Below are 26075 nucleotides of genomic sequence, written 5' to 3'. Positions count from 1 at the left end.
GACATTTTCTTCGTCTGACGAAAATATGCCGCCGGTATGGCAAGGCTGAGCCGCCGAGAAGGAAAAACAAAGGCCTCTGGTGCATGAGCGGTAGAGGCCTTTTTGTTTGCACCTAAACAGAGTCAGCTTCTGATTCTGCTGGCATTACTGTGCTAAAACTGTCACACAATACGCGCAATAATGTCAGTCGAGAATTTCTAAGTCTTTGATTTCAAAGAGATTTTTTGTGCGAGGAGGGGGGCTCGAATATCCTCACTACACAATAATGAAGCGTGTTGTAGCGGGGATGCTGGCATAAGGTTGTCATTGCCATTGTTTTGCTCATAGCAAGCTCGTGTATATTTCGGCAGATGCTTGGGATTAAAGGGATGCTTCGCTGTGGATGAGAATAATAGGGAGCTAGCTCTCGCTAAAAAATTCAGGATCAGCAATGAGCTGGCGGACGAAGTGGCGCGTTCGTCTGAGAAATTTTCGGCTGTCGTGGTTACGCTCGCTCCGCTAATGAAAGATCCCCTCATGCGAGATCTACGAAATATAGGTGTCCATGTCGAGCATTTCATTATGGATATGCAGCTCGCGATGGTCGCATTGGAAGGATGCGCTGAAGGATCTCGTCTGCAGCGGTTCGCAGCTGCGCGTGTTATTCATTCCTTGTATGAGTTAAAGCACGCACAGCGATGGTTTTTTAAGAAGGTTCGTGATTTTGCTGTTTCTGCTGGGCTAGCTTTTGATTTCGGGGAAATCAAGTTGGCACGTGTGTTGATTTGCTCGCAGATTTGACCCTCTCCATTTGACCCACCTTCCATCGTCTACCAAAGGCGGCCACACGGTCGTACGACCCTTGATATCCCAGTTCTTTTAGATCCAGGAACATCTGTTTCAGGGTTCTTCGTTGCTTGCGAGATTTAACGGATTCAGCGCTCAGCCAAGCGGAGAGCCTGGGAGCAAACTCATCAAGGGAGCTGGGCGAATGCCTTGCCGGGTATGCGGGTTCGATCGCATCCGACCGGATATAACGGCGAACCGTGTTGCGTGAGATGTCCAGGCGACGAGCGATTTCCCGGATTGAGATATGGTCTCTGATGTACCAGCGTCGAATAATTCCAAGTAGGGCCACGTTTATCACTCCGTTCTCCCGCTCGCTGTCATGAGCAGGATTGTGGTCTAAACATGGGTCAACTTAGGATGCAAATTTCCTGAGAAAGTGGGTCAGATTTCAATGCAATTCAACATCTAAGTTATTGATTTTAAAGGGATTTTCTGGTGCGAGGAGGGGGACTCGAACCCCCACACCATTGCTGGCGTCAGGACCTAAACCTGGTGCGTCTACCAATTTCGCCATCCTCGCTGAAGGGGGTCGGGCACCGGTGCGATAGCAGTCTGGCAGGGCTTTCGCCGCAGACCTGCCGCTACCGATGCAGGTAGCAATTTGTCAAAGCGCGCCATTGTACTGCAAGGTGTTGTCACTGTGGGCGTTTTTCTGTGCGGACATTTTTGTGCCGCCGCTGATCGGTAGTACCATGCCGCTTCTTCTTCCAGCCAGCAGGATCGCCATGACACGCTATCGTCACTACAAGGGCGGCATCTATGACTATATCGACGAGGCCATCCTCGAAGCCGACCTCACGCCCATGATCATCTACCGCGCCGCCGATGGCCGCCTTTGGCTGCGTCCGCGCGATGTCTTCTTCGAAACGGTCGAGGTCGACGGCAAGCAGGTGCCGCGTTTCGAAAAGATTGAGGACTGATCCAGCCCGTAGTTCCGGGTGGCTGCTGCGATTCGATGCAAAACCGCGTCGCTGGCGGATGCAAGCTGAACAATGCGCGCGCATGACGGTCTACTTCAATCCTTCATAAATTCCATTCACCTTATTCGGGCATCCTCATGAAACATCAAGCACGCGCCCTGGCCGGGGCGATCTTCTCCGTCTTCGCCCTTGCCGCCACCATTCCCCATGTGGCCTCGGCCGAAGAACTGGCCGACGTCAGCACCGCCTTCCGCTGGCTGGGCAAGAACGACCGCGTGGTCATCGAAGCCTATGATGATCCCAAGGTGCAGGGCGTGACCTGCTACGTCTCGCGTGCCCGCACCGGTGGCGTCAAGGGCACGGTCGGCCTGGCCGAGGACAAGTCCGAAGCCTCCATCGCCTGCCGCCAGGTGGCGCCGACCCTGCAATTCCAGGACAAGCTGCCGGTCCAGGAAGACGTCTTCAGCGAGCGCATGTCCATTCTCTTCAAACGCCTGCACGTCGTGCGGGTGGTCGATACCAAGCGCAATACGCTGGTCTACCTGACCTATTCGGACAAGCTCATCGATGGCAGCCCGATGAATGCCGTCACCGCCGTGCCGGTGGCACCTTCCACGCCGATTCCGGTGAAATGAGGAAAATTCTCTAAATTCTTTACGGTGGACTTTGCTGACAGGCAATCCATGGGCGGCGGTCACGCGTTGGCGGGCCGCACCGGCGCTGGCCCGGCGGGCTTTGGAGGGGATTTGCTGCTGTTTGCAGCATGGCAAGCCCATTTTTGGACTATCGGCGCTTTTTGCGTATAAAATAGCGAGCTTTAGCGCGGCCGGGCAGGGCGCTTTTCGTCTGCAGTCTGATGATTGGGATGGAAGACAGCATGCTCCGGCTTACGGAATTCTTAACATTTGGACGATTTAAATGGCAACTGCAGTCGAAACCCTGAGCAAACTCGAACGTCGTATGACCCTGTCTTTCCCGCTGGCCGATGTTCAGGCTGAAGTGGAAAAGCGCCTGAAGGTGCGCGCCCGTACCGCCAAGGCACCGGGTTTCCGTCCGGGTAAAGTGCCGATGAAGATGGTTGCCGCCCAGTTCGGCTACCAGGTCGAAACCGAAGTCCTGAACGACAAGGTCGGCCGCGCATTCAACGACGCTGCTGTCGAAAACAATCTGCGCGTGGCAGGTTTCCCCCGCATCGAACCCAAGACCAGCGAAGAAGCCGGCGAAGGCAAGCTGGCCTTCGACGCCACTTTCGAAGTCTATCCGGAAGTCACCCTGGGTGACCTGTCCGGCGCTGAAGTCGAGAAGACCACCGCGGCCGTCTCCGACGCCGAAATCGACAAGACCATCGACATCCTGCGCAAGCAGCGCGTGCACTACCACGTCAAGGGCGAGCAAGGCGCGCACGGCGACGGCGGTGCCGACCAGTCGGCCCAGAACGGCGACCGCGTGACCGTGGACTTCGTCGGCAAGATCGACGGCGTTGAATTCCAGGGCGGCAAGGCCGATGCCTTCCCGTTCGTGCTGGGCGAAGGCCGCATGCTGCCGGAATTCGAAGCTGCGACCATCGGCCTGAAGGTCGGCGAGTCGAAGTCCTTCCCGCTGGCTTTCCCCGAGGACTATCATGGCAAGGACGTGGCCGGCAAGACCGCTGAATTCACCATCACCGTCAAGAAGATCGAATGGGCCCACATGCCTGAAGTCGATGCAGTCTTCGCTCAATCCCTGGGCATCGAAGACGGCGACCTGACCAAGATGCGCGAAGACATCAAGAAGAACCTGGAGCGCGAAGTCACCGCCCGCACCAAGGCCAAGACCAAGGACAGCGTCATGAACGCCCTGATCAAGGCGTCGGAACTGGAAGTGCCCAAGGCCCTGATCGATCAGGACGTCGAGCGCCTGTCCGAAATGGCCCGTCAGGACATGGCCCAGCGCGGCATGGACCCGAAGGTCATGCAACTGCCCAAGGAACTGTTCACCGCCCAGGCCGAGCGCCGCGTGCGCCTGGGCCTGATCCTGGCTGAAGTGGTCAAGCAGAACAAGCTGGAAGCCACCGAAGAGCAGGTCAAGGCCCAGATCGAAGACTTCGCCCAAAGCTACGAAGATCCGCAACAAGTGCTGAAGTACTACTTCTCCGACCGTCGCCGTCTGGCCGAAGTCGAAGCTCTTGTTTTGGAAGAAAACGTCGTCAACTACGTTCTCGGCAAGGCCAAGGTCTCGGAAAAGCCGGTTTCGTTCGACGAACTGATGGGTAATCAGGCGCAAGCGTAATCCGGTTTTCTCTAGTAGTATCAGAAAACTCTTACGCTTAAGGATGCATACATGACAGGTCTGATGAAGCAATCTGCACTGGATACCCAAATGCTCGGCATGGTGCCGATGGTGATCGAACAGAGTGGCCGTGGCGAACGCGCTTACGACATCTATTCGCGCCTGCTGAAGGAACGCATCATTTTCCTGGTCGGACCGGTCAATGATGCGATGGCCAACCTGATCGTGGCCCAGCTGCTGTTCCTGGAAAGCGAAAACCCGGACAAGGACATTTCCCTGTACATCAACTCGCCTGGCGGTTCGGTTTCGGCCGGCATGGCGATCTTCGACACGATGCAGTTCATCAAGCCGCAAGTGTCGACGCTGTGCACGGGTCTGGCTGCCTCCATGGGCGCTTTCCTGCTGGCTGCTGGTGCCAAGGGCAAGCGTTTCTCGCTGCCGAACTCGCGCATCATGATTCACCAGCCTCTGGGCGGCGCCCAGGGCCAGGCATCGGATATCGAGATCCAGGCACGTGAAATCCTGTACCTGCGTGAACGTCTGAACACCATCCTCGCTGAGAAGACCGGCCGTAGCGTCGAGCAGATCAGCAAGGACACCGATCGCGACAATTTCATGTCGGCCGAGGCCGCCGCGGAATACGGTCTGATCGACCAGGTGCTGACCCAGCGCGCTTGAGTTTGCGTCATCGCATTGGCGACCATCCAACGCGAAAAATGCCCGAACGTAATGTTGTTCGGGCATTTTTTTTTGGCCAAATTTTGACGAAATTGGCACAGAGCGGCTTTTCGGGTTCTATTTGCTTGATAAATGGCACCTGGGCTGACATATAACGGTCATACGGCAGTCCTGTGAAGCAATTTGGGACAGCAAAAATGACCAAGCCGTGACGAATCCGGATTTCGCGGGTATGATCGGGTCGTAACTTTTACTCTAGTAGCTCTATGTCCGAGAAAAAATCTTCCAGCGGCGAAAAACTGCTTTATTGCTCCTTCTGCGGCAAAAGCCAGCATGAAGTGAAGAAGCTCATCGCCGGTCCTTCGGTCTTCATCTGCGACGAATGCATCGACCTGTGCAACGACATCATCCGTGATGAAGCCGCCAGCGTGGAAAGCGTCACCGGCACCAAGTCGGATCTGCCAACCCCGCAGGAAATCACCGACCTGCTGGATCAGTACGTGATCGGACAGGCTACCGCCAAGCGCATCCTGTCGGTGGCGGTCTACAACCACTACAAGCGCCTGAAGCACCTCGGCAAGAAGGATGACGTCGAACTGGCCAAGAGCAACATCCTGCTGGTGGGCCCGACCGGCTCCGGCAAGACCTTGCTGGCACAGACCTTGGCACGCATGCTCAACGTCCCGTTCGTGATCGCGGATGCGACCACCCTGACCGAAGCCGGCTATGTTGGCGAGGACGTCGAGAACATCATCCAGAAGCTGCTGCAGAACTGCAATTACGAAGTCGAGAAAGCCCAGAAGGGCATCGTCTACATCGATGAGATCGACAAGATTTCCCGCAAGTCGGATAACCCGTCCATCACCCGCGACGTGTCCGGCGAAGGTGTGCAGCAAGCCCTGCTGAAGCTGATCGAAGGCACCATGGCATCGGTGCCGCCGCAAGGTGGCCGCAAGCATCCGAACCAGGACTTCGTGCAGATCGACACGACCAACATCATGTTCATCTGCGGCGGCGCCTTCGATGGCCTGGCCAAGATCATTTCCGACCGTTCCGAAAAGAGCGGCATCGGTTTCTCGGCCAGCGTGAAGAGCCAGACCCAGAAGAGCAATTCGGAAGTGCTGTTGAATGCCGAGCCGGAAGACCTGGTCAAGTTCGGCCTGATACCGGAACTGGTGGGCCGTCTGCCGGTGATCGCGACCTTGAACGAGCTGGATGAAGAAGCCCTGATCCAGATCCTGATCGAGCCCAAGAACGCGCTCATCAAGCAGTACGCCAAGCTGTTGCAGATGGAAGGCGCAGAGCTGGAAATCCGTCCGGCGGCCATGCACGCCATCGCCAAGAAGGCCCTGGCGCGCAAGACCGGTGCACGCGGCCTGCGGTCCATCCTGGAGCACGCCCTGCTGGACGTGATGTATGAACTTCCGAGCGAGCAGAACGTGGCCAAGGTGGTGGTCGACGAGAACACCATCACCAATGGTGCCAAGCCGCTGTTGATCTATCACGACCAACCCAAGGTCTCGGGCGGCTGATTGCCCGGCAAGTGAAGTAAAGAGCAGTAAAAGGAAGGCCCCCAAGTGGGGCCTTCCGGAAGCAAGAAGCCACCACGAAGTCCGGTCACCGCAAACACGGTAAAATAAACCGGCGCACATAACTGGCTTCCATCGAAAAGCCACCCGGAGCTAGCTTCGCGTGTGGCTTTTTTATTTTGTTGCGATCATGACAACGCGCAGCTGGTGAATATTTCTTCCACCGGACTTGTGTTTTGGTCACTCGTGCCAACATCATTCACAGTACTTATTGATAAGGCCCGCCATGACGACTCCTATACTCACAGAACAATCGCAATTGCCGCTGTTGCCCTTACGGGATGTGGTTGTCTTCCCGCATATGGTGATTCCGCTCTTCGTCGGCCGCCCGAAGTCGATCAAGGCGCTGGAAGCGGCCATGGAGCAGGGCAAGAGCATCATGCTGGCAGCCCAGAAGGCCGCCGCCAAGGATGAGCCTTCGGCCGAAGACATTTATGAAATCGGCTGCGTGGCCAATATCTTGCAGATGCTGAAGCTGCCTGACGGTACCGTGAAGGTGCTGGTTGAAGGCGCACAGCGTGCCCGCATCCATCACATCAGCGAACTGGAAACCCACTTCGTCGCCGACCTGACCCCGGTCGAATCCGAGCAGGGCGACGAGGCCGAAGTCGAAGCCATGCGCCGTACCATCGTGCAGCAGTTCGACCAGTACGTGAAGCTGAACAAGAAGATCCCCCCCGAGATCCTGACCTCGCTGGCCGGAATCGATGACGCTGGCCGCCTGGCCGACACCATCGCCGCGCATCTGCCGCTGAAGCTGGAGCAGAAGCAGGTGATCCTGGAGATCTTCAACGTCACCAAGCGCTACGAGCATCTGCTGGGGCAGCTGGAAGGCGAACTGGACATCCTGCAGGTGGAAAAGCGCATCCGTGGGCGCGTCAAGCGCCAGATGGAAAAGTCGCAGCGCGAGTACTACCTGAACGAACAGGTCAAGGCCATCCAGAAGGAACTGGGCGAAGGCGAAGACGGTGCCGATCTGGAAGAGCTGGAAAAGAAGATCGCCGCTGCCAAGATGCCCAAGGAAGCTCTGGAAAAGGCGCAATCCGAGCTGAAGAAGCTCAAGCTCATGTCGCCCATGTCGGCCGAAGCGACCGTGGTGCGCAACTACATTGACACGCTGGTGGCCTTGCCGTGGAAGAAGAAGTCCAAGGTCAACAACGACCTGACCAATGCCGAGAAGGTGCTGGAAGGCGATCACTATGGCCTGGAGAAGGTCAAGGAACGCATCCTGGAATACCTCGCCGTGCAACAGCGCGTGGACAAGCTGAAGGCACCGATCCTGTGCTTCGTCGGCCCCCCGGGCGTGGGCAAGACCTCGCTGGGCCAATCCATCGCCCGCGCAACGAACCGCAAGTTCGTGCGCATGGCCCTGGGTGGTGTGCGTGATGAAGCCGAGATCCGTGGCCACCGCCGCACCTACATCGGTTCCATGCCGGGCAAGATCCTGCAGAGCCTGTCCAAGGTCGGCGTGCGCAACCCGCTGTTCCTGCTCGATGAAATCGACAAGCTGGGGATGGATTTCCGTGGCGATCCTTCGTCGGCCCTGCTGGAAGTGCTGGATCCGGAGCAGAACCACACCTTCTCCGACCACTACATCGAAGTCGATTTCGACTTGTCGGACGTGATGTTCGTGGCGACGTCGAATTCCTTCAACATCCCGCCGGCGCTGCTGGACCGGATGGAAGTGATCCGCCTGTCGGGTTACACCGAGGACGAGAAGACCAGCATTGCGCAGCGTTACCTGCTGCCCAAGCAGATCAAGAACAACGGCCTGAAGGAAGGCGAGATCAGCGTGGCTGAATCAGCCATCCGTGACATCATTCGCTACTACACCCGTGAAGCCGGTGTGCGTTCGCTGGAACGCGAAGTCTCGAAGATCTGCCGCAAGGTGGTCAAGCTGCTGCTGCTGAAGAAGCAGGAGAAGAAGGTCACCGTCACCTCGCGCAATCTGGACAAGTTCCTGGGCGTGCGTCGTTATGACTTCGGCATGGCCGAGAAGGAAAACCAGATCGGCCAGGTGGTCGGCCTGGCCTGGACCGAAGTCGGCGGCGACCTGCTGACCATCGAAGCGGTGAACATGCCCGGCAAGGGCCAGATTATCCGCACCGGTACTCTGGGCGACGTGATGAAGGAATCGATCGAGGCAGCACGTACCGTGGTTCGCAGCCGTGCCCGCAAGCTGGGCATCAAGAATGAGGTGTTCGAGAAGAGCGACATTCACATCCACGTGCCGGAAGGTGCGACGCCCAAGGATGGTCCGTCGGCCGGTATTGCGATGACCACGGCGCTGGTGTCCATCTTCAGCGGCATTCCGGTGCGTGCTGATGTGGCGATGACCGGTGAAATCACGCTGCGCGGCGAGGTGCTGCCCATCGGCGGTCTGAAGGAAAAGCTGCTGGCGGCGCATCGCGGTGGCATCAAGACCGTGTTGATTCCTGAGCAGAATGTGAAGGATCTGGCCGAGATCCCGGACAACGTCAAGAACAAGCTGGAGATCATCCCGGTGCGCTGGATCGACAAGGTCCTGGAAGTGGCGCTGGAGCGCCAGCCGGTCCCGCTGACCGAAGATGAAGCCATCGTCGAAGCGGCCGTCAAGCCGAAGGAAGGTGCGACGGACCCGGTTGTGAAGCATTGATCCTGCGGGAGTCCTCCGCTTTGAAAGGCGCCTCAGTTGAGGCGCCTTTTTTATGTACCCAAAGGCTTCATGTATCGGCCTGCGGGAATGTGCGTGAAAATCTCACTGAAAATCGCGTCAAGCCTGCGCCTTGGCTTGACAGCGCTGCAGATGGGCTTGTTTAATAGCCGCTGCGGAAAATTTCCGTCAGGCAAGCGATGGTGAGGAGGGCTCTGTCGCGCTGTGTTGGAGCCGAAGCACCGTCGTTTGAAATCAAACAAACCAGAAACTCGTTCGAGGGGCGTAAGTGAATAAAGGCGAACTGATTGAGCACATTGCCGGCGAGGCAGACATCTCCAAGGCAGCAGCAGGACGAGCAGTAGACGCATTCATTGGTGCTGTGAAGACCACGCTGAAGAAGAATGGCACGGTTACCCTGGTGGGTTTCGGCACTTTTGCGGTGGGCAAGCGTGCGGCGCGTACGGGCCGCAATCCTCAGACGGGCGCTGCCCTGAAAATCAAGGCATCCAAGGTTCCTAAATTTAAAGCTGGCAAAGCTTTAAAAGATGCTATAAAATAATGTTCTTTCGTTGCTGAGGTAACAAAGCAACGAGACTGACAAGTTTGCCGGGGCGCTTAGCTCAGTTGGTAGAGCGGAGCCCTTACAAGGCTTAGGTCGGGAGTTCGAGCCTCTCAGCGCCCACCAGCATCTTGCAGTCAGCACCAGTTTAGGAGCGGTAGTTCAGTTGGTTAGAATACCGGCCTGTCACGCCGGGGGTCGCGGGTTCGAGCCCCGTCCGCTCCGCCAAATAAAACGCCTCGTTCGCAAGAACGGGGCGTTTTTGTTTTTGCGCAGCAAAAACATGCGGAGCGGAGGGAGCCGCCTGCGCGGCTCCCGGCGGGGCGAGAAGGGAATCGCTTGCAAGCGATTCCGCGGCCTGCGCTTGTGTAGGAGAGCCCCGTCCGCTCCGCCAAATAAAACGCCTCGTTCGCAAGAACGGGGCGTTTTTGTTTTTGCGCAGCGAAAAGCTTCACTCCACTCATCATTTCTCACCCACTGGCTTTATTTCCCTCTCCTGACAAAATTACGCGACAGGAGTCAAATAAATGTGATTTTCAAGTACTTTTCCGCGCGGAAATGTTTACACTGAACCGGAATTTGCAATTTCTCAAAAAACAGGAGACCGGCATAGCCCGGGGCAAACAATGTTTTTGAGGGAACCCGGCCCCTGCAAGCAGGCCGAGGAAGAAGGGCACAAGCCGCTCCCCAAAGATGTGAAGAGAACCCAAGAGACGCATTGCGGATTCGCAAAGTGGTGCAGTGTCATGGGCACGCAGGGCAATCAGCGACGACTCGGGACAAAGTCGTCCAGCCAGGGCCTGCACGTGGGCATCAAATGGGACAAACAAGGGGGTAGCGATGAAGCTCGCCAATTTCAACATTGGCGTCCGCCTGGGCGGCGCTTTTGCAGTAGTCTTGCTGCTGATCATGGTGACGGCCATGGTCGGTGTCAGGAACCAGTCTTCCAACAACGCTGAAATCAACAGCATCGTCAACGAGAAGTACCAGCTCATCGCCTTGAGCAACCAGATCAAGAACAATGGCTACAAGGCCAATGCGGTGCTGTCCAACATCCTGCTGGCGACCACGCCCGAGGCTTCGGCGAAGTACATGGGTGAATACGACGGCCTGCGAAAGGCCAACACCGAGGCCTACAAGCAGCTCGAAGGCATGCTCGATTCCGACAAGACCAAAGCGCTCTACGCCGAGCAGACTACCGCCCGCTCGGCCTACGGCGTGGCCGTGCGCAAGTTCTTCGAATTGATGAAGACCGGCGAACGCGCCGAGGCGACCACGCTCTTCCAGGGCGATCTGGCGCGCCTGCAGACGGAGTACTTCGTCATGGTCGACAAGATGGTCAATTCGCTGGCCCAGGAAATGGTCGAAGATTCCCGCCAGGTCGCCGAGGACGGCCACCTGGCCGTGATCCAGATGATCGTGCTGGCCGCCGTGGCCGTGGTACTGGCGTCGGTGATTGGCGTGCTCATCACGCGCTCCATCACCGCCCCCGTGCGCCACGCCGTGGTGCTGGCCGAAGCGGTGGCCCAGGGCGACCTGTCCTATCGCCTCAACGCTGCCGGCAAGGACGAGATCAGCCGCCTGCTGCAGGCGCTGCAGCACATGAGCGATAACCTGCACGATACCGTCTCCAACGTGCGCAATGGCACCTCCGCCATCGACATGGCCGCGCGCGAACTGGCGCAAGGCAACCTGAGCCTGTCGGATCGCACCGAACAGCAGGCCAGCTCGCTGGAAGAAACCGCTTCCGCCATGGAGCAGCTGACCTCGGCCGTGCGCCAGAATGCCGACAATGCTCGCCAGGCCAGCGAACTGGCAGTCTCCGCCTCGGATGTCGCGGTACGCGGTGGTGCCTCGGTGGAGCAGGTGGTCAACATCATGACCGCCATCAGCACCTCCTCCGGCAAGATCGCCGACATCATCACGGTCATCGATGGCATCGCCTTCCAGACCAACCTGCTGGCGCTGAACGCGGCCGTGGAAGCGGCCCGCGCCGGCGAGCACGGACGTGGCTTTGCGGTGGTGGCCAGCGAAGTGCGCGGCCTGGCTCAGCGCAGTGCCGTGGCCGCCAAGGAAATCAAGTCGCTCATCGAAGGCTCGGTCGGTCATGTGAAGGCCGGCAGCAGCATCGTCGAGCAGACCGTCGCCACCATCGATGAAGTCATCGCCAGCATCAAGCACGCCACCGACCTCATCACCGATATCAGCGCCTCCAGCAAGGAGCAAAGCGAGGGCATCGAGCAGATCAACCAGGCCATCAGCCAGATGGACCAGATGACCCAGGAAAACTCGGCCCTGGTGGAACAGAATGCGGCCGCTTCCCAGGCACTGCAATCCCAGGCCGAGCAGCTGTCGGCGCTGATGGGCCGCTTCCGGCTCAGCGAGTTGCTGGCCAACGGCCAGGCTGGCGGCCATGCCGCTTCCCCGCGCAAAGGTCCGCGCGAAAAGGTCATCCAGCCCGAGCTGTCGCTGATCCAGGGCTGATGCTTCACCCGGGCGGCGTGCCTGCCGCCTGAACCGGTATCTGCGAGGAGACCGCGCCCGCTTCGTCACGCCGGGCGCGACAACAACAAAGTGTCCCCCTGCACGCTGCTGCCGCACCCGGCCTGAAAAGGCCTGGCAGCCGGCTGGCAGGAGCGGACACGTCCGTTGCGTGCGTCGCCGCTGCTCAGGGCGCTGCACGCAGTCCGCCCCCGACCCAGCCCCGAAAGGTTAGCCATGACGCTCCACCATTCCCCCGCCGGCAGCACCGAGCAGACGTCCGATGCGCGCCAGGCCCTGGCCCACGCCCGCATACAATCCTTCATCGAGGCCTATCGCCATGAGGGCTACCGGATCGCTGACATCGATCCTCTGGGCACGCTCTCGGTGCCCGAGATCCCTGCCTTGCTGCCCCAACACCACGATCTGAAGGATGAGGACCTGGCGCTGGGCCAGCACCGCTTTCTGGAGGGGCTCGGCCTCACCAATGTGAAGGAATTGACGCATTTTCTGAGTCGGCTGTATTGCGGCCCGCTCGGCCTCGATGCCAGTGGCGTACGTGATGAGTCCCGCCGCCAGTGGCTGTTTGCACGCCTGGCCGCGCGCGACCCGGGGGCCGATCCTGCAACTGCCGAGCGCGCCGCCATCCTGGCCCGGCTGGCTGCCGCCGAACAGTGGGAGCACTACCTGCAGCAAGATTATCCGCACGCCAAGCGCTTTTCGCTGGAAGGCTGCGAAGCGCTGCTGGTACTGATGGATGCGCTGGCCGAGCGCAGCAGTTTCTATCAGCTGGAGCAATTGTTCCTGGCCATGCCGCATCGCGGCCGTCTCAACCTGCTGGTGAACCTGATGCAGATGCCGGCGGCCGATATCGTGGCGTATTTCGACGCGACGAGCACGACCGCAGCAGCAGCCGGCGCAGTGGATCTGCCTTACCATCTGGGGGCCGAGACCGTGCGCACCACCGCCCATGGTCAGCTGGGCCTGTTCATGGCGCACAATCCCTCCCATCTGGAAAGCGCCTATCCGGTGCTGCTGGGCATGGTGCGCGGCTACCGCAGTGCGCATCCGCAATCACCCATGCCGGCCTCGGTGGTGATCCATGGCGATGCTGCCTTCTGCGGCCAGGGCGTGGTGATGGAGTCGCTCAAGCTGTCCCTGCATCCGGGTTACAGCGTGGGCGGCACGGTCCACGTGATCGTCAACAACCAGATCGGCTTCACCACGCCCAATCCGCTTGATCCCCTCAATCATGGCTACTGCACCGACATCGCCCGCATCGTCGGCGCGCCAGTGCTGCACGTCAACGCCGACCAGCCGGAGGCGGTACTGCGTGCCGCGCGGATCGCTTTCGACTATCGCATGCAGTTTGGCGCCGATGTGGTGATCGATCTGGTCGGCTATCGTCGCTGGGGGCATGCGGAACAGGATACGGCGACCGTGACCCAGCCCCTGCTGCACGGTTTCATCGACAAGCATCCGCCGGTCACGCAGCTCTATGCCCAGGCCGGGTGGCCCGGTTCGGACGACGGCGCGACGCTGCTGGCGGTGAGCAGCCAGCAAGTGCTCGCAAGCTTCCGCAACAGTCGTCCATCCGCCCCGGCGGCGCAACGGAGGGCACCCGCCTTGGCCGTCAAGCCCGACGCGCCGGACCTGCTGCGCCTGCGCCAGTTCGTGGAACGCATGACGCGCTTGCCGGAAGGCTTTGCTGCACATCCTGCAGTCACGCGACTGATTGCGCAGTGGCAGGACAGCGTCAGCGCCAGCGATCACGCGTGCAGCTGGAATTTCGCCGAAAACATGGCCTATGCCTCCTTGCTGTGGGAAGGGCAGGGGCTGCGCATTTCCGGTATGGATGTGCAACGTGGCACCTTCATGCAGCGCCACGCCGTCTGGCATGCGATCGACGCGGCGCAAGGCGTGCAGCAGGCCTTCTGGCCCCTGCGCCAGGTGGCTGCGCCCGGTACGGCGCTGGAGGTGGTCAATTCACCGCTGAGTGAAGAGGCAGTGGTTGGCTTCGAATATGGATTCAGCGTACAGGCGGGGCCCGGTACGATGGTCATCTGGGAGGCCCAGTTCGGCGACTTCGTCAACGGTGCCCAGATCATGATCGACCAGTTCATCGCCTCCGGTCGCGGCAAATGGGGCTACCCCTCCGCGCTGACCGTGTTGCTGCCGCACGGCTATGAAGGCGTGGGGCCGGAGCACTCGACCGGCTACCTCAGCCGCATGCTGCTGCTGTGCGCGCAGGAGAACATGCGCGTGGCGTATCCGTCCAGTTCGGCGCAGTGGTTCCACCTGCTGCGTCAGCAGGCACTGCAGGGCGACCGTCCGCTGGTGGTCTTCACGCCCAAATCGATGCTGCATGGCGAAGTGCGTTCGCAGTCGCCCTTGTCGGCCCTGTTGCAAGGGGACTTCCAACCCCTGGTGGAGGATGCCGATGCGCCGCCGCCCGCACAGGTGCAGCGGGTGGTCTTGTGCAGTGGCAAGGTCTGCTACGACCTGGCCGACGGCCGCCGCAAGGCGGGCGACACGCGCACTGTCCTGCTGACCGTGGAGCAGTTGCATCCCTTCCCCGAAGACAGGCTGGGTGCTGTCTTGCGCAGCTATCCGCAGCTGGAGGAAGTGATCTGGGTACAGGAGGAAGAGAGCAAGCAGGGGGCCTGGCTGTGCGTGCGGGATGCCATCGAAGCGGCCTTGCCGTTGCAGGTGCGTCTGCGAGCCGTAACACGGCCGGATACCGATGCCGGTCCGACGGCGTCCAAGGCCCGCCACTATGCCCAGCAGGCGGCGCTGGTGCAGTCCGTATTCCCGGCATGAACGCATCAGGCCGACGCGCCAAACCACGACTTGGCGGATGAAAAAAAAACGGTGTACTTCATCATGAAGTACACCGCCCACCCCCTCCGGTTTCCCCGGTATGCATCGCAGCTGATGTTGTAGTCCGCGTCTTGCAGGATCGTCAAGCTGCAGCGCAATGCTTGCAGTGCAATCCTTGTGTCAAAAGCGCGTCAGGCCATCCTGTCAGCCTTCCATCCTTGAATACTTCCGTAGTTCAGTAGGTCAGCGTCACGGTCACGGTATCCGAGTAGGAACCTGCCAGCGGCGTCTGGGCCGCCGGGATCTGGCCGTAGACGGTCAGGGTCTGGGTCAGGCCGGAACCGGTGCCGGTCAGGGTATCGGTGCCGATGGTCGAACCCCAGTTGTTGCTGCGGGCCGAATCGCGGTACAGCGCATAGTTCAGGGTGCCGCCGCCGGCTGCGCTCATCTTGCGGTTGCTCACGCTGGCACCGGTGCCGGTACCGGCGTCCAGACCAACGTTGTAGGCCGTGCCGTTGGTGCACAGCACGGTGATGGTGCCGGACTGGTTGACCACGCTCTGGGTGTAGGCGCCAAAGGCGATGGCCGAACCGACCACGGTGCAGGCGGCGACCACCGAGGCGCTGATGGTCAGCGTGCCACTGGCAGTGGCGGCGAAGGAAGCCGGTGCGCTGGAAGCCAGCACGACAGCAGCGATGGAAGCAGCGACGATGCGATTTTTCTTGATGAAGAACATTTTGTTTCTCCTGGTCTGGCTGCCCCGTCCTCGCCCCTTGCAAGAACTTCCCTGTGCAGCGTTGGTATGGAGATACTTTAATTTCCGCAGCCCGTATCAGGCATCCGGCTATTCCCTATCACCCTGTCAATTTTCGTCAGGGAAAACCTGAATCGCAACGAGAACGTTTATCAAGCTCATCAGCAGTTCTCCAGCCACTTTGCCGGATCCGCTCAGTAGGTGATGAGCACCGTCAGCGTATCCAGATAGCTGCCAGCCTTGACGTTCTGGCTGCCCGGTATGCGTCCGTAGACGGTGTAGGTCCTGCTCACCGGCGTGAGGACCTGAAGCAGGTAGCCGTCGCTGATGAAACTGGTGCTGGAGGAACCATCGCCCCACACGGAGGTGTGCGCGGCGTCGCGATATGCCTGGTAGTTGAGGCTGTTGGCACCGCTGAGCATCTTGCGCTGGGCATAGGCACCGCTGCTGCCGGCACTGAGCTTGACGGTATAGGCGATCAGCAGCGAGGCGGTTGCCTGGCAGGTGACGGTGATGTTGCCGGTGTTGTCGAGGCTGCTGCTGGACTGCGGATCGTAGAGGCCGAAGGACACCGGGTTGGACGCCGCCGAGCAGAGTTGCTGGGCCTGCGCCGGACCAGCGGCCAATGCGATGAGCAGCGCCAGCGCAGCCAGGGACACGGAATGGATAGTGTTCTTCATGTGCTCTCCACGATGCAGGCCGCCCTTCAACGGCAGGTCACGATTTCATTGCTCATGCCACCTTCGCTGCGTGCCGGCGGCGTCAGCATGGCCTGGCAGCGGGCTCCGGACGGCAGCAGTACGTCCAGCGTGTTGACCGGCCCCAGTTCCTGCAGATAGCTCACGCCGTCATAGCCGACCGGTGCCTGCAGGCCGCTCTCGCGCACGCGGATGGAGGAGCCGAGCGGGATGAATTCCCCCGCGGCGTCCTTGAGGATGATGGTTACGTCCGAGGCGCGCCGGGCGTTGAAATGCACCACCACACCGGAGCGGTCGCGCGGCTTCACGTATTGGTCCGACTGGTCCAGTTGCAGGGTCAGCGGCAGGTCCAGCACGTCCACCGAGATCTTGTTGACGTCATAGGCGCGCAGGTCGGTCAGCAGCAACTGGCCGTTGTCGTCGGTGCGGCCGGCGTAGCGATTTTCGTTGTAGATGCCGACATTCTTGACCCCGCTGGCATTGACCACCGCGAAGCTGTCCTCGATCCAGTCGGTGGCGAAGGCGCTGCCATCCATGAAGGCCAGCGCACCGCGCGCACCCAGGCGCTGGCTGGTGGCACCGTTCGATTGCGAGGCTGCCGCGCTGACGCTGCCGTAGCGGCTCTTGTAGTTGAGCTGGCCGATGCGCTGCCGATAGCTGCCCTCGGTATCCTGCAATTGCCAGCCGAGATCGCCGATGGCCACCGTCGAGCGGCTGGCTTGCAGCGTGCTGGTACGCTGGCCGTTGTTGTTGCTCACGCTGGCCCCGGCCACGTCGCGGCCGCCGAAGGGGATGATCAGCCCGATGGTGGCACCGTAGCCGCTGCTGCGAAAGTCGCGATAGGCCGTGAGATAGAAATTGGACGTGTTGCCGACCGATTTGAACCAGGTCACCGTCACGGTCTCGCTGTCTGCCAGATTGCTGGTGCCGAGGTCGGTGAACAGCAGCGGACTCTTGCTGCGTGCATAGGCCATGCTCAGCGAGCCGTATTCACGCAGGTTCAGGCCCAGCGTCGCCAGCGTGGCGCTGCGCGAGACCGGGGCCCCCTGCAGCGCACCGATATCCTGATAGCCCCGCGTGGATTGCGTGCGCGACAGCGACAGGCTGACCGGATCGGCATTGCGCTCGATGGCCAGCGAGACTTGCTGGCCGGAATTGCCCTCGCTGCTGCTGGCCGCCAGCGAGCTGGCCAACACCGCGCGATTGCCCAGGTTGAAGACCGCGCCGCCGCCGGCCAGCTTGAGACTGCGCATGGCTTCGGCATGCCCTTCCAGGGTGAGCCAGTCGCTCATCCCATGGCGTGCCGTGCCGGAGAGAGCGAACTGTCCATAGTCATTGCTGCGCAGACCGTAATTGCGCCGCACCCAGCCGCCTTCGGCCGAATAGGACGACAGTCCCGGTTTCAGCAGCCGGTCGGTGGCGTAGAAGTTGATGGTGCGGAAGGTCTGCCGCCCCAGTTCGTCAGTCACCGCCACGGCGATCTGGCCGGCTCCGCTGGCGATGGGCGGCTGGCGGATCTCGAAGGGACCGGGCGGCACCGGCTGCGAGAGCTGGCGCACGCCGTTGACGAACAGGTCGACGGTCGAAGGGACTACCGTTTCGCCGCCCAGCGACGGCGTGGGAAAACGCACCAGGTCCGGCCGCAGGTTGAAATCCGATGCGTACTGGAAACCGCCCAGACGCACCGAGCGGCTCCAGGCCAGGCTGCTGTTGATGACATCGCCCAGGCGATAGCGGGTGAGCGTGGCCGGGTCCGAATAGGTGTAGGTCGATTCCAGCCGGGCCGACACCCCGCCGCTATTGCCGGTATAGCCCAGCCCGGTAGAGCTGAACACGCTGCTGCCGGAGAACCAGCGCGCATCGAACAGTCCGCCCAGCGCGTGCTGGTTCTGGCTGCTGGACGCCAGCAGGTCGTAGTTCAGCACCAGCCCCTGTCCGCCGGGTGACAGGGGGACCTTGCTGGCGATGCTGGCGGCGTCGATGTCAGTGGTGTTCATGAAACGGGCCGGGACCATCAGGTTGATCTTGGCACCGGCCTCGTCGAGGTCGACTGCCGTCGTGAGGGCGCGCAGGGCGATCAGCTCCTCATCCGCGCCATCGACGCGCAGCTTGAGGCTGCGCAGTTCCGATGCCGTGGCATACAGTGCCTGCTGGCGGCGCGTGAACTGCGCTACCAGGCTGGTGTTGCGTCCGTTGATGGAAACCTCCAGCAACAGGATCTCGTCACCCGGCTCGGCAGCCCGCGCCAGCGCCACCATGGCCAGGCACCCGGCCAGGAGGAGGGAAGCAAACCAGCGTGCCGTGCGAATCAAGGTGCCACGGTGAGTTCGGCATCAATCGGCCCGGCATCGCTGTTGGCAGTCAGCTTGACTCGGCTGCCCACGGCAAGCGGGGTGTCGCTCTCGATCAGGTATTGCCGGGTGATGCCGGCCAGGGTGTAGGGATTGCCCCCGCCCGGCGCGCTCAGTTTCTTGCCATTGGGCAGCGTCAGCGCCAGGTCCAGCAGGCGTGCGCGGCGGTTGCCGCTGTTTTCGACCAGCAGGCGCAAGGGCTTGCCGGCGCGCAGCTGATACTCCAGCTGGGCCTTGGGCGCGGTGGACGGTGCGATGAACACCGGCATGGAAATGCGGAATTTGAAATTGATGGTGGCTCCCTCGGTGGCGGCGGGGATTTCATCGATCAGCAGGCGATAGGCGATCTCGGTCGGCGCGGCAGGCTGTTTGGCCACCACCCGGATCACTTGCGAGGCACCGGGGGCCAGATTGAATACGGGGGGACTGAGGATCAGGTTCTGCGTGGGTTGCAGCTCATCCTTGCTGTCGGCCTGCTGCCAGTCATAGGCGCGCAGTTGCAGGGAGACATTGTGATTGTCGTTGTTGACGATCTTGATCACGCCGGCCGTGCGCGAGGACGACAGCTCCAGCACCACCGGAGCGATCTCGAAATTGGACGCGTGGGCCGCCTGCCATCCCCCCGCACTTGCCAGGCAAGCCAGCGCCATTACGCGCACCAGCTGCCCCCCTATGGATGCTGATCTCGTCACGCTGCGACATCTCCACTCTGGTTGTCAGATCGTTGTCAGTTTTTTGCTAGATTAAAACGGAACTGGTCAAAAAGTGTGAAGAAAGTTGCAAGCCAGCCACAGAATGTGATCAACAATCAACAAAAAATTTGCTCATCAGTAACTTGGTGGCGCCAGCGACAGCGGTGCGGGCAAGAAAAATGGCGCGTCTCCGTGAGGAGTCCGCGCCATTGTGTTGGCCTGCCGGCGCTGCGCCGGCGTTCTCCGAATCAATAGGACAGGGTGATGGCCACCACGTCGCTGTAGCTGCCCGCACGGGCGGTCTGGCCACCCGGGATGTAGCCGTAGACCGGGATGTTCTGGTTGCTGCCGTTGCCCACCCCGGCCACTGTATCGCTGCCAGTGCTGTTGCCCCAGGAACGGGTGCGCGCAGCATCCTGATACAGGCCGTAGTTGAGGGTATTGAGGCCATCGGCAGTGCTCAGCTTGCGCGTGGCGACGTTGGCACCGCTGCCGGTGCCGGCATCCAGGCTCACGGTGTAGCTGGTGCCGTTGGAACAAGCCACGCCGATCTGCGCATTCTGCTGCAGGGCGCTGGCTGCATAGCTGCCGAAGGGCAGGGCGGCGCTCTGGACCGCGCATTGTGAGGGGACGATGGCTGAAATTTCCAGGTTGCCGGTGGAGGAAACAGCCAGTGCATCCAGATTGATGCAACTCAGGAGGCCGGCAGCCAGAAGCAGGGAATGTGAATTTTTCATCGAAATACGCGCCGGCAGAGCTCGGGCCCAAGCCCGGAAAAAACGGGTAAATATCGGAATCTATTATAGAATTAATTCGAATAAACAATAGGAAAATGCCGGATAGCTGGGCTTGATGCGCATCGCATGGCGCATTTGCGCAACAGCGTTTTCCACGAATTTGAAGATGTTGGTTCCATTTGCTGACAGAAAGAAAACAGTTGATATCGGATAGGCCGTATTCCGGTATCGGGACAGGCAGCAAGGAGACACTTCAGCCGCCCCCTCACCACCCTGGCGCAGACAGGTTGGCCGGGCTGCTGCGGGGGGGAATGGCTACGCCGCATCCAGGTGCGTGTGCATGCGCGGTTCCCGGCAACACACAGTATGAATACCCGAGCAGCCTGCTCAAGGCGTGCTGCATTCGGGCAGGTGGTCGGGTAACCGGCTCGCAAGCCGGAAGCGTGACTGGCAGACCAATGAAACGTGAACCATGCCGATAACCAGACAAAGCGGACTGGCCCGCGCCAGCACCGGCATTTTCTTTCTGCTGGCCCTGTTGCTCTCACTGGGCGTGGCAGCTTTTTCGTACCACAGCGTGCGTGACTTCGAGCGGCGTGCCGTCTGGCTGCAGCATAGCTACACGGTGCTCAACAAGCTGGAAGAAGCCAACTCGGCCCTGCGCGACGCAGTCAGCAGTTCGCGCGGCTTTGCGCTTTCGGGTGAGCAGGAATACCGCAACAATTTCGAGACGGGGGTGCGTCATGTCAACGCACTGCTGCAGGATTTGCGCCGCCTGCTGAGCGACAACCCGCGGCAGGCTGTTTTGCTCAGTCAGACCGAAGACCTGGTGATGCAGCGCCTGACGCTGTCGCGCCAGCTGATGGAACTGAGCCAGGAAGAGGGCCGCGCCCGCGTGCTGGAGGGCAAGGAACTGGGTGAGCGCATCCGCACCGGCTTTGAGCAGATGAAGGGCAACGAGAACGCATTGTTGGCCACACGCTCACATGACACGGCCATGAGCGCCAATCTGACCATTTTCATGGTCATCAGCGGCAGCCTGCTCAGCATTGCCTTGCTGCTGCTGGTCTACCGCAAGCTGCGCAAGGAAATGTCGCGCCGGGTCGAGGCCCAGCAGCGCGCACAAGCTTATTCGGACGAGATCGAGGATCTCTACAACAACGCGCCCTGCGGCTATCACTCGGTCGACGAGACCGACAAGCGCATCATCAAGATCAACGACACCGAACTGAAATGGCTGGGCTACACGCGCGAACAGGTGGTGGGCCGCATGACCCAGACCGACCTGCTGGCCCCGGCCAGCGCCGCGCGCTACGAGCGCGAGCTGCAACCCCAGTTCCTGCTCAGGCGCGAGATCAGCGGCATCGACCTCAACTTCCGCCGCGCCGATGGCAGCGAATTCACCGCGCTGGTCAATGCCACCGCCATTCCCAGCCGCGACAACAGCAAGCTCATCAGCCGTACCGTGATCTACGACATCTCCGAACGCAAGCGCGCCGAGGAAGAGATCGAGGCCCTCAATGCCGACCTGGAGCGCCAGGCCCAGCACCTGCACAACGTGAACAAGGAGCTGGAGAGTTTTTCCTATTCGGTCTCGCATGACTTGCGCGCGCCGCTGCGTGCCATCTCCGGCTATGCCATGATCCTCGAAGAGGACTACGCCCACGCCATCGACGAGAAGGGGCGCGAGCAGCTGCAGGTGATCCGCCGCAACGTGCGCAAGATGGATGCCCTGATCAACGACCTGCTCAAGCTGGCCAAGTCCACCACCGGTGAACTGACCTTGCAGCGCTTCTCGATGGACGAACTGGTGGCGCAGGTGGTCGCCGGTCTGCAGCAGGAAAACCCCGGCGTGATCTTCGACGTGCCGCGTCTGGAAGGTGCGGTCGCCAATCGCGGGCTGATCGCGCAAGTATGGGAAAACCTGCTGTCCAATGCCGTCAAGTTCAGCAGCAAGAGCGAGCAGCCGCGCGTGTGCGTGACCATGCAGGCCAATGCGGACGAATACGTCTACGGCGTCCATGACAACGGCGTCGGCTTCGACATGCGCTATGCGCACAAGCTGTTCGGTACCTTCCAGCGATTGCATCGTCAGGAGGAATACGCCGGCACCGGCATTGGCCTGGCGCTGGTGCAGCGCATCGTGGTGCGCCACACCGGCCGGGTCTGGGCCGAGAGCAAGCCCAGGGAAGGGGCCAGCTTCTACTTCGCGTTGCCGCGCAAGGGCGTGCTGCCCAGCCTGGGCGAAGCGCGCCGATCGTCCGATGAGAATTGAACCGACTCAACCGTGAGCCTGAAGGAGAACAAGGTCCCATGAGCATTCCGCTACGCGTACTGTTCGTCGAAGACATGGAAGAAGATGCCGTGCTGATGGTGCGTGAGCTCAAGCGCGGCGGCTTCGATCCGACCTGGGAACGGGTCGACGACGAACAGGCCCTGCTGGCGGCGCTGCAGGCGCAGCGCTGGGACATCGTCATCTCGGATTATTCGATGCCGATGTTCTCCGGCGTCGAAGCCTTGAAGCTGGTCAAGGCCGACAATGACCAGACGCCCTTCATCATCGTCTCCGGCGTGATCGGCGAGCAGACGGCAGTGGAAGTGATGAAGGCGGGTGCTCAGGATTACTTCCTGAAAAGCGCCATCGCCCGCCTGCCGCACGCGGTTGACCGCGAGCTGCGCGACGCCCAGGCGCGGCGCAAGCAGCGCGCCAGTGCCCAGGCCCTGCGCGAGATGCAGGCGCGCTTCAATGCCTTCATGAATGCCGCCCCCATGCCGACCTGGATCAAGGATGCGCAGCTGCGCTACAGCTACGTCAATCCGGCGCAGTCGGCCTTCTACGGCATGACCCCGCACGACATGGATGGCATGACCGATGCCGAGCTGATGACCACGGGCGGGGCCGAAGCCTCGCGTGAGTACGATCGCAAGGTGCTGGAAGAAAAGTGCGAGCTGCACACCCAGGAAACCGTGTTCGACCACAACCACAATGCACGCATCCTCGACGTGGTGCGTTTCCCGATCAGTGGGGAAGGCAAGGGCGACATGGTGGCCGGCCTGGCCATCGACGTCACCGAGCGCGAACAGTCACGGCGCGAACTGGAACTGGCGATCCAGCGCCAGCAACTGCTGTCCTCGCGCGTGATCGAGGTGCAGGAGCGCGAACGCCAGCACCTGGCGCGCGGCTTGCATGACGACGTCGGGCAGTCGCTGACCGCCCTGAAGATCAACCTGGAAACCATCAAGAAGACCGGCTCGCTGGAAGGCCCGTCGCTGCAGAACGGCATCGACATCGTCACCGCCGTGCTGGCCCAGGTACGCAGCCTGTCGCTGGACCTGCGCCCGCCGCAGCTGGACAATCTGGGCCTGATTGCCGCCCTGCGTTCCTACGTGGAGCAGAAGTCCAAGCTGGCCAACGTGAACGGCTGGTTCGAGAGCAGCGGGCATGATGAAGAATTGCACCACGACATCGAGAACACCGCCTTCCGCATCGTGCAGGAAGCCGTCACCAACATCCTGCGCCACGCCAAGTGCCAGAACATCTGGGTCAAGATCGACCGCCAGCAGGACCAGGTGTACCTGAGCATCCGCGATGACGGAAAAGGTTTTGACATCGAGCGTGCCCGCAGCAATGCCATTTCCGGCACCAGTTTCGGCCTGCTCAACATGGAAGAGCGGGCGGTGCTGGTAGGCGGTTCCATGGACATCACTTCGGCGCCCGGCGCAGGGACGGAAATCGTCATGCACCTGCCGGTCGCCCCCATCGTAAGGAGAATGTAAATGCTGACCCGAATCATGCTGGCCGACGACCACGCGCTGGTGCGCAGCGGCATCAAGGCACTGCTGACCGCCATGCCGGGTGTGGAGGTGGTGGGCGAGGCGTCCGACGGTGCCGAAGTCATCGAGATGATCCCGCAGCTGAAACCCGACCTGGTGCTGCTGGACATCGCCATGAAGGGCATGAACGGCCTGGAAGCGCTGCGCCGCCTGCGGGGCGAGTATCCGACCATCCGCTTCCTGATGCTGTCCATGTACGGCAGCGAGGAATACGTCATGCAGGCCTTGAATGCCGGCGCCAACGGCTATCTCTTCAAGGATTCGGCCGCCACCGAGCTGGAAAAAGCCCTGTATGAAGTAAAACATGGGCGCCAGTACCTGGATTCGCACATCTCGCGCGAGGCGCTCGATAACTATATGAAGCGTGTTGCACAAAACGGCACGCCGGTCGAAGTGCTCACCCCGCGCCAGCGCGAAATCCTGCAGTTGATTGCCGAAGGCAACAATACCAAGGAGATCGCCTACCAGCTTAACGTCAGCGCCAAGACCATCGAGACCCACCGGGCACAGCTGATGGAGCGCCTGGACATCCGCGATGTGCCCGGCCTGGTGCGCTATGCGATTCGTACCGGCATTGCCACGCCGGACAAGTGACAAAAAACCTGAGTGAAGAGATCTTCACATTCAGGAAATTTCTGATTTTTTTTGAAAATGCCTGTGCAATAATCCCCTGACAGTACGGAGATCGGCGTCGGTACTGGTTTCAAGCAGACCGCCGAGGCTGGAACCAGGCCGCAGGGCAGTGGCAGCAGTGAAATGCACTGCCCGCAGCTGCGTCGGGGATGGACGGGGCAGGCGGCAGCAACGCGATGCAGGGTGGCCGGGATGTGGTCATCCAGACAAGAAGTGTTCCAGCTTGAAATTAATTGAAGAAAGCGATCCATCCATGGATATCGAGCAATATGACATCATCCTCGTCGACGACAGCCCGGAAGTGGCCGAGTTGACACGCCTGGCGCTGGGCAGCCGCAAGCTGGCTGACAAGCTGACCTGGTTTGCCGATGCGGAGCTGGCGGAGGAATTCTTTTTCCAGGGGGAATATGCGAGCCGCAAGGATCTGCATCCCTACCTGATCCTGCTTGACCTGAACCTGCCGCTGATGAGCGGCCACGATTTCCTCAAGATCATCAAGTCCAATGCCGCCACCTCGCACATTCCGGTGGTGATGTTCTCTTCTTCCGACGACCAGCGCGACATCAACCAGAGCTACGAACTCGGTGCCAATGGCTACGTGGTCAAATCCACGGATCCCAAGGAATTCATGGGCACGGTGGCCGATACCGGCATCTACTGGCGCAACCGCAATCGTCCGGCGCGCGGGGATGAGCCCGCCCGGCCCACGCCCTGAGAGAGCGACTGTACCCCCAACGAAAAAGCGCGGCCAGGCCGCGCTTTTTTCATGTCCTCAGGTTCCTGACCGGAGCTGCGTTTCATCCCGGAAATTGCCGCAGCCCTTCCAGGTCATTGATGGTGATGCTGCCGTAGTCCACCTTCAGCAGGCCGGCCTTTTCCAGCACCTGCAGGGCCTGGTTGGCGCGCTGGCGCGAGGTGCCGGAGAGGTTGCCGACTTCTTCCTGCGAGATCTGCAGGTTCAGCCCGATGCCAGGATTCAGATAAGGATTGAACAGCGCCGCCAGGCAGCGCGCCACGCGGGCATCCGGCTCCAGCATGCGGTCGTATTCCACCAGCGAAATGAACAGCGCCAGGCGCTCGTTCAATTGCGTCACGAGAAAGCGGTTGAAGGGAATGCTGTTGTCCAGCAGCCAGAGATAGGTGGCCTTGGGCATGTAGAGCAGTTCACTTTCGCGCAGGGCCACCACGTCATACCTGCGCGGTTCGTCCTTGAGCAGCGAGCCTTCGCCCAGCCAGCCGCCGTTGGCCATGCCGGCGAAGGAGACGGTCTTGCCTTCGGGCGAGACGCTGCTCATCTTCAGCAAGCCCTCGTGCACTCCGATCCAGTGCGCCACCGGATCGCCCTTGCGGCAGACGTAGCCCCCGGCCGGGATCTTGCGGCTGACCACCTCGGCTTCCACCCGGGCCAGCTGTTCTTCGGTCAGCGCCTGCGCCCAGATGCTCTTGGACAGCATGCGTCGAATTGATGTCTCCATGATGATGCGTCGCAATATCGAAAGTTTTGTCAATTGTCGGTGAGATGACATCCACTGGCAACCACTGCCTCTACTATCATCGCAAAAAAGGTCCAGGCAGAAGTCTGGCCAATCATAGAGACA

At 60.6% G+C, this 26075-nt stretch carries 22 protein-coding genes and 3 tRNA genes; 16 read left to right on the top strand and 9 right to left on the bottom strand.

Going from position 1 to position 26075, the window contains the following annotated elements:
• Nucleotides 1–378 precede the first annotated feature (378 nt).
• Nucleotides 379–780: a hypothetical protein gene (locus J2X56_RS04615; protein WP_310158496.1), complete on the top strand. Its 402-nt coding sequence runs from the start codon at nt 379–381 to the stop codon at nt 778–780.
• Here J2X56_RS04615 and J2X56_RS04610 read toward each other — a convergent pair.
• From J2X56_RS04610 to J2X56_RS04600, 3 genes are all read right to left on the bottom strand, one after another.
• Complete coding sequence (locus tag J2X56_RS04610; protein WP_409025203.1) at nt 743–1117, bottom strand: HTH domain-containing protein; 375 nt, start codon at nt 1115–1117, stop codon at nt 743–745. The genes J2X56_RS04615 and J2X56_RS04610 overlap by 38 nt on opposite strands.
• A 144-nt stretch (nt 1118–1261) precedes the next feature.
• Nucleotides 1262–1348: transfer RNA gene (locus J2X56_RS04605), tRNA-Leu, on the bottom strand.
• An 84-nt stretch (nt 1349–1432) separates the two neighbouring features.
• Nucleotides 1433–1555: a hypothetical protein gene (locus J2X56_RS04600; protein WP_269799922.1), complete on the bottom strand. Its 123-nt coding sequence runs from the start codon at nt 1553–1555 to the stop codon at nt 1433–1435.
• Here J2X56_RS04600 and J2X56_RS04595 point away from each other — a divergent pair.
• From J2X56_RS04595 to J2X56_RS04545, 11 genes are all read left to right on the top strand, one after another.
• Nucleotides 1554–1748, top strand: coding sequence for a DUF1653 domain-containing protein (locus J2X56_RS04595; protein ID WP_204726496.1), 195 nt, complete (start codon nt 1554–1556; stop codon nt 1746–1748). The two genes, J2X56_RS04600 and J2X56_RS04595, sit on opposite strands and share 2 nt — an antisense overlap.
• Nucleotides 1749–1885: 137 nt before the next feature.
• On the top strand, nt 1886–2383 hold the full coding sequence (locus J2X56_RS04590) for a CreA family protein (protein ID WP_121045674.1): 498 nt from the start codon (nt 1886–1888) through the stop codon (nt 2381–2383).
• Between the two features lie 283 nt (nt 2384–2666).
• Nucleotides 2667–4016, top strand: a complete 1350-nt coding sequence (gene tig, locus J2X56_RS04585) for a trigger factor (protein ID WP_034350407.1) — start codon at nt 2667–2669, stop codon at nt 4014–4016.
• Between the two features lie 51 nt (nt 4017–4067).
• Complete coding sequence (gene clpP / locus J2X56_RS04580; protein WP_034341328.1) at nt 4068–4694, top strand: ATP-dependent Clp endopeptidase proteolytic subunit ClpP; 627 nt, start codon at nt 4068–4070, stop codon at nt 4692–4694.
• 266 nt (nt 4695–4960) lie between these two features.
• On the top strand, nt 4961–6226 hold the full coding sequence (gene clpX / locus J2X56_RS04575; RefSeq protein WP_121045673.1) for an ATP-dependent Clp protease ATP-binding subunit ClpX: 1266 nt from the start codon (nt 4961–4963) through the stop codon (nt 6224–6226).
• Between the two features lie 283 nt (nt 6227–6509).
• On the top strand, nt 6510–8918 hold the full coding sequence (gene lon, locus J2X56_RS04570) for an endopeptidase La (protein ID WP_121045672.1): 2409 nt from the start codon (nt 6510–6512) through the stop codon (nt 8916–8918).
• Nucleotides 8919–9204: 286 nt separating this feature from the next.
• The gene (locus J2X56_RS04565; protein ID WP_008329418.1) at nt 9205–9477 is read left to right on the top strand and encodes an HU family DNA-binding protein; all 273 of its coding nucleotides are present in this window, start codon (nt 9205–9207) and stop codon (nt 9475–9477) included.
• 50 nt (nt 9478–9527) lie between these two features.
• Nucleotides 9528–9603, top strand: a tRNA-Val gene (locus J2X56_RS04560).
• Between the two features lie 25 nt (nt 9604–9628).
• Nucleotides 9629–9705: transfer RNA gene (locus J2X56_RS04555), tRNA-Asp, on the top strand.
• Nucleotides 9706–10317: 612 nt separating this feature from the next.
• Nucleotides 10318–11961, top strand: a complete 1644-nt coding sequence (locus J2X56_RS04550; RefSeq protein ID WP_121045671.1) for a methyl-accepting chemotaxis protein — start codon at nt 10318–10320, stop codon at nt 11959–11961.
• Between the two features lie 234 nt (nt 11962–12195).
• The gene (locus J2X56_RS04545) at nt 12196–14778 is read left to right on the top strand and encodes a 2-oxoglutarate dehydrogenase E1 component (protein ID WP_209569645.1); all 2583 of its coding nucleotides are present in this window, start codon (nt 12196–12198) and stop codon (nt 14776–14778) included.
• Between the two features lie 235 nt (nt 14779–15013).
• On the opposite strand, the gene J2X56_RS04540 is transcribed toward J2X56_RS04545, so the two are convergent.
• The 5 genes from J2X56_RS04540 to J2X56_RS04520 all read right to left on the bottom strand — a co-directional run bounded on the left by J2X56_RS04540 (nt 15014) and on the right by J2X56_RS04520 (nt 20010).
• Nucleotides 15014–15514, bottom strand: coding sequence for a spore coat U domain-containing protein (locus J2X56_RS04540; RefSeq protein ID WP_039787206.1), 501 nt, complete (start codon nt 15512–15514; stop codon nt 15014–15016).
• 212 nt (nt 15515–15726) lie between these two features.
• Nucleotides 15727–16212 (bottom strand): spore coat U domain-containing protein, encoded by a 486-nt coding sequence (locus J2X56_RS04535; RefSeq protein WP_121045669.1) that lies wholly within the window; start codon nt 16210–16212, stop codon nt 15727–15729.
• 26 nt (nt 16213–16238) lie between these two features.
• Nucleotides 16239–18542, bottom strand: coding sequence for a fimbria/pilus outer membrane usher protein (locus tag J2X56_RS04530; RefSeq protein ID WP_227022721.1), 2304 nt, complete (start codon nt 18540–18542; stop codon nt 16239–16241).
• On the bottom strand, nt 18539–19273 hold the full coding sequence (locus tag J2X56_RS04525; protein WP_227022720.1) for a molecular chaperone: 735 nt from the start codon (nt 19271–19273) through the stop codon (nt 18539–18541). The genes J2X56_RS04530 and J2X56_RS04525 overlap by 4 nt, the downstream gene beginning before the upstream one ends.
• Nucleotides 19274–19521: 248 nt before the next feature.
• Nucleotides 19522–20010: a spore coat U domain-containing protein gene (locus J2X56_RS04520; protein ID WP_134136502.1), complete on the bottom strand. Its 489-nt coding sequence runs from the start codon at nt 20008–20010 to the stop codon at nt 19522–19524.
• Nucleotides 20011–20482: 472 nt separating this feature from the next.
• Between J2X56_RS04520 and J2X56_RS04515 the strand changes: the two genes are divergently transcribed.
• From J2X56_RS04515 to J2X56_RS04500, 4 genes are all read left to right on the top strand, one after another.
• On the top strand, nt 20483–22285 hold the full coding sequence (locus tag J2X56_RS04515) for a CHASE3 domain-containing protein (RefSeq protein ID WP_121045666.1): 1803 nt from the start codon (nt 20483–20485) through the stop codon (nt 22283–22285).
• Nucleotides 22286–22323: 38 nt separating this feature from the next.
• A complete protein-coding gene (locus J2X56_RS04510; protein ID WP_034334328.1) occupies nt 22324–23787 on the top strand; it encodes an ATP-binding protein in 1464 nt (487 codons plus the stop codon).
• Nucleotides 23788–24438 (top strand): response regulator transcription factor, encoded by a 651-nt coding sequence (locus tag J2X56_RS04505; protein WP_008329401.1) that lies wholly within the window; start codon nt 23788–23790, stop codon nt 24436–24438.
• Nucleotides 24439–24730: 292 nt separating this feature from the next.
• Nucleotides 24731–25192: a response regulator gene (locus tag J2X56_RS04500; RefSeq protein ID WP_121045665.1), complete on the top strand. Its 462-nt coding sequence runs from the start codon at nt 24731–24733 to the stop codon at nt 25190–25192.
• An 82-nt stretch (nt 25193–25274) separates the two neighbouring features.
• Here J2X56_RS04500 and J2X56_RS04495 read toward each other — a convergent pair whose 3' ends face one another.
• Nucleotides 25275–25952, bottom strand: a complete 678-nt coding sequence (locus tag J2X56_RS04495) for a Crp/Fnr family transcriptional regulator (protein ID WP_121045664.1) — start codon at nt 25950–25952, stop codon at nt 25275–25277.
• Between the last annotated feature and the right edge of the window lie 123 nt (nt 25953–26075).

Origin of the sequence: Herbaspirillum sp. 1173, from assembly GCF_031455335.1 — a bacterium.
In the GTDB taxonomy this organism is placed as follows: domain Bacteria; phylum Pseudomonadota; class Gammaproteobacteria; order Burkholderiales; family Burkholderiaceae_D; genus Herbaspirillum; species Herbaspirillum huttiense.
This window is presented reverse-complemented; position numbering and strand designations above follow the sequence as displayed.

Excerpts from the sequence above, each read along its gene's own strand:
- J2X56_RS04520 (WP_134136502.1), bottom strand. The coding sequence starts at position 20,010 with ATGAAAAATTCACATTCCCTGCTTCTGGCTGCCGGCCTCCTGAGTTGC.
- J2X56_RS04505 (WP_008329401.1), top strand. The coding sequence starts at position 23,788 with ATGCTGACCCGAATCATGCTGGCCGACGACCACGCGCTGGTGCGCAGC.
- J2X56_RS04545 (WP_209569645.1), top strand. The coding sequence starts at position 12,196 with ATGACGCTCCACCATTCCCCCGCCGGCAGCACCGAGCAGACGTCCGAT.
- J2X56_RS04515 (WP_121045666.1), top strand. The coding sequence starts at position 20,483 with ATGCCGATAACCAGACAAAGCGGACTGGCCCGCGCCAGCACCGGCATT.
- J2X56_RS04495 (WP_121045664.1), bottom strand. The coding sequence starts at position 25,952 with ATGGAGACATCAATTCGACGCATGCTGTCCAAGAGCATCTGGGCGCAG.
- lon (WP_121045672.1), top strand. The coding sequence starts at position 6,510 with ATGACGACTCCTATACTCACAGAACAATCGCAATTGCCGCTGTTGCCC.
- J2X56_RS04595 (WP_204726496.1), top strand. The coding sequence starts at position 1,554 with ATGACACGCTATCGTCACTACAAGGGCGGCATCTATGACTATATCGAC.
- J2X56_RS04535 (WP_121045669.1), bottom strand. The coding sequence starts at position 16,212 with ATGAAGAACACTATCCATTCCGTGTCCCTGGCTGCGCTGGCGCTGCTC.
- J2X56_RS04540 (WP_039787206.1), bottom strand. The coding sequence starts at position 15,514 with ATGTTCTTCATCAAGAAAAATCGCATCGTCGCTGCTTCCATCGCTGCT.
- tig (WP_034350407.1), top strand. The coding sequence starts at position 2,667 with ATGGCAACTGCAGTCGAAACCCTGAGCAAACTCGAACGTCGTATGACC.
- J2X56_RS04600 (WP_269799922.1), bottom strand. The coding sequence starts at position 1,555 with ATGGCGATCCTGCTGGCTGGAAGAAGAAGCGGCATGGTACTACCGATC.
- J2X56_RS04550 (WP_121045671.1), top strand. The coding sequence starts at position 10,318 with ATGAAGCTCGCCAATTTCAACATTGGCGTCCGCCTGGGCGGCGCTTTT.
- J2X56_RS04510 (WP_034334328.1), top strand. The coding sequence starts at position 22,324 with ATGAGCATTCCGCTACGCGTACTGTTCGTCGAAGACATGGAAGAAGAT.
- clpP (WP_034341328.1), top strand. The coding sequence starts at position 4,068 with ATGACAGGTCTGATGAAGCAATCTGCACTGGATACCCAAATGCTCGGC.
- J2X56_RS04590 (WP_121045674.1), top strand. The coding sequence starts at position 1,886 with ATGAAACATCAAGCACGCGCCCTGGCCGGGGCGATCTTCTCCGTCTTC.
- clpX (WP_121045673.1), top strand. The coding sequence starts at position 4,961 with ATGTCCGAGAAAAAATCTTCCAGCGGCGAAAAACTGCTTTATTGCTCC.
- J2X56_RS04500 (WP_121045665.1), top strand. The coding sequence starts at position 24,731 with ATGGATATCGAGCAATATGACATCATCCTCGTCGACGACAGCCCGGAA.